This is a genomic window from Chryseobacterium contaminans (genome assembly GCF_001684955.1).
GTDB lineage: Bacteria > Bacteroidota > Bacteroidia > Flavobacteriales > Weeksellaceae > Chryseobacterium > Chryseobacterium contaminans.
The window spans coordinates 1-2,446 of record NZ_MAYF01000181.1; the positions used below are offsets into that span (position 1 = coordinate 1).

Genomic DNA, 2,446 nt, shown 5'->3' on the forward strand with positions numbered 1-2,446 from the left:
TGCGTCAAACGAAAATAATCTCTCACAAATCAAGCTGATAATACAGGTCTTAACCCTTAAAAAATCTGCTCAATCCCCGAAATCTGCGAGACATTCTCCACAACCTTCATCAGGCAAGTTCACTTGCCTACTCTTTGCTCCCTAAAAGTATGCAGCTTCAATTATAAAAACTTTGCATCAGCAGTATACTACCTTTCCAGGGTGGTTCTTCCAAACACTGAGACACCTTTAAAATTAAAAACCTCACACAGATCAAGCAGATATCGCAGATTATAATCATCAATCATCTGCTTGATCTCCGAAATCTGCGAGAGATTCTACAAAACAAAACGAGCTTCTATTTATTTATACATCTTCATACACCATCTCCTTTTCTAAAATAATCTGATTCCTCCGAACCGTCACCACCACATGATCTCCCGGTTCAAAGCCACACTCCAGCAGCCACTTCCCTGCCAGCCGGATTTCCGGGAAGAAAACCAGCCTTCTGTATGCTCTTGCAAATGATTTATGGGAAACCGTAAGGTTCCTGATGGACACAATTTTATATTTGCCCCGAATAATTACTTTTCGCATCTTGTTGTTTTTCAACAAAGCAAGAAATATCCTTTAGGCTATACCAGTTATGAAGTGAATATTTTATGTGGTAGAAAGGATATTTTAGAAGATAATTTATTTTGAACAGGGACTTTATTCTTATCTTTTAAAACTTTATATTTGTTATTATGAGTTACACAGATATGCAAAATAAAAAAATACATCAGGGTAGAAATATAAAACGATTCCGTGAAATGCTGGGCATTAAACAGGAAGCCTTAGCTTTTGAATTGGGTGACGACTGGAACCAGAAGAAAATCTCTCTTTTAGAACAGAAAGAAACCGTAGAATCTGATATTCTGGCGCAGGTAGCGAAGATTTTAAAAGTACCTGCTGAGGCGATTGAGAATTTTGATGAGGAAAATGCAATAAATATTATTTCTAATACTGCTTCTTTTGATAACTGTCAACAACCCGCTTTTTTTAATAATCAACCTACCTTCAATCCTCTTGATAAAATGGTGGAGCTTTATGAGCGCATGCTTCAGCAGCAGAAGGAGATGATTGAAAAATTGGAGAGGTTGATAGAAAAAAACTAATAGCTTAATAAAACTAGAGTCAAAAAATACTTTTAAGCTTTAATAGTTGTTAAATAATGAATGAACTGTCTGAACAAATCCCTAAAAATGAATATTCAAGAGAATTAAATATTACTTTATTTAAACTCTGGAGAAATAATTTAGGTGATAAAAAAATAAATAATTTATATCAGCTCGTTAACTGTAAACTTACAGATGACAGTTTTAAAAATCTTTTAGAAGACACTGAATTCATTTTACCTGAAATACAAATTGAAAATATTGAGATATCAGCGAGGATTAATGACATAAAATTTATTATTCGGGACAAGGATAAATTAAATTCTATAAAAAGTGCTGTAGACTCTTATATAAGAATATATGAAAGCTCTGATGAATTAGATTATCTAATTCGTGCACTAGAATTAATTCGAAAAGTAAAATCTATTTTTAAACAAGATCTTAAACAATTAGAAGAGAAAATACTACAAGTAATTTTTAAATTAGAATCATCATATTATCAATTAAGACTTTTAAGTGCTTCCATCAACCTCCTAATTCAAAAAGTTTCTTCAGAAAAGCTCAAAGCTTATTTTATAGTTAAGTTAGAAGAAAGTTTTAAAATAAACCAATATGATAATGCTACTCATTACATTCAAGCACTAAATAAATTGGGCTATTTTAGTAATAATCAACTCAAAATAGAAACAGCAGTATGTTTAGAAAAAGAGGCTGATTATTATGCAGATCAAATAGATAAAGATACCCTTACATACAATCCTAATATATTATCTACTTATCTAGATGCGCTAAAACTAATAAATAAAGTTGCAGTAGATGAAAGTTTCAAAACTAGGCTTGAAAAGAAAATAAAAGATCAACAAAAAAAAGAAGTTGAAATAATATCAATGATTGGCATTGCTAGCAAATCACAATTAAATATATTCCAACTAATAGCAGAACAAAATATTGAAGATTTCAATAGTGGATTTATTTTTCTCATTCGGCATCCTGTTTTTGATATAGGTTTAATTGAAAAACAAGCAAATACCCCCGTATATCAGCAATACTTTCCAGAAAGTATACAAATTACAAACAAAGGAACAGTTAGCGGTATCTCAAATGCAGAAGATTATAGTGTGAACCAAAAAAGAGAACATTATAGAAATATTACAATTTCATTAATCCAAGAGATTAAATTTATAATGGATTTGGATGAACAGGTATCCAAAGATTGGGTAGCAGAAATGATTAACAAATGTAAGAGCTCATTCATTCCAAAAGATAGAGAATATTTATTCATTGAAGGGATTTACAATGGATTTCAGAAT

The 2,446-nt window shown here is 31.2% G+C and carries 3 protein-coding genes; 2 read left to right on the top strand and 1 reads right to left on the bottom strand.

Going from position 1 to position 2,446, the window contains the following annotated elements; all coding sequences use genetic code 11:
* Positions 1-345: 345 nt before the first annotated feature.
* Positions 346-576 carry a SymE family type I addiction module toxin gene (locus BBH99_RS11140; RefSeq protein ID WP_066695510.1) on the bottom strand — a complete coding sequence of 77 codons (231 nt, stop codon included), beginning with the start codon at positions 574-576 and terminating at the stop codon, positions 346-348.
* A gap of 149 nt (positions 577-725) precedes the next feature.
* On the opposite strand from BBH99_RS11140, the gene BBH99_RS11145 reads away from it, so the two are divergent.
* The gene (locus BBH99_RS11145) at positions 726-1,136 is read left to right on the top strand and encodes a helix-turn-helix transcriptional regulator (protein WP_066695512.1); all 411 of its coding nucleotides are present in this window, start codon (positions 726-728) and stop codon (positions 1,134-1,136) included.
* Between the two features lie 56 nt (positions 1,137-1,192).
* The coding region (locus BBH99_RS11150; protein ID WP_131799218.1) for a hypothetical protein at positions 1,193-2,446 on the top strand (1,254 nt) is incomplete at its 3' end.

What these genes read in the sequence shown, in the direction of transcription:
- BBH99_RS11140 (WP_066695510.1), bottom strand. Translation starts at nt 576, where the DNA reads ATGCGAAAAGTAATTATTCGGGGCAAATATAAAATTGTGTCCATCAGG.
- BBH99_RS11145 (WP_066695512.1), top strand. Translation starts at nt 726, where the DNA reads ATGAGTTACACAGATATGCAAAATAAAAAAATACATCAGGGTAGAAAT.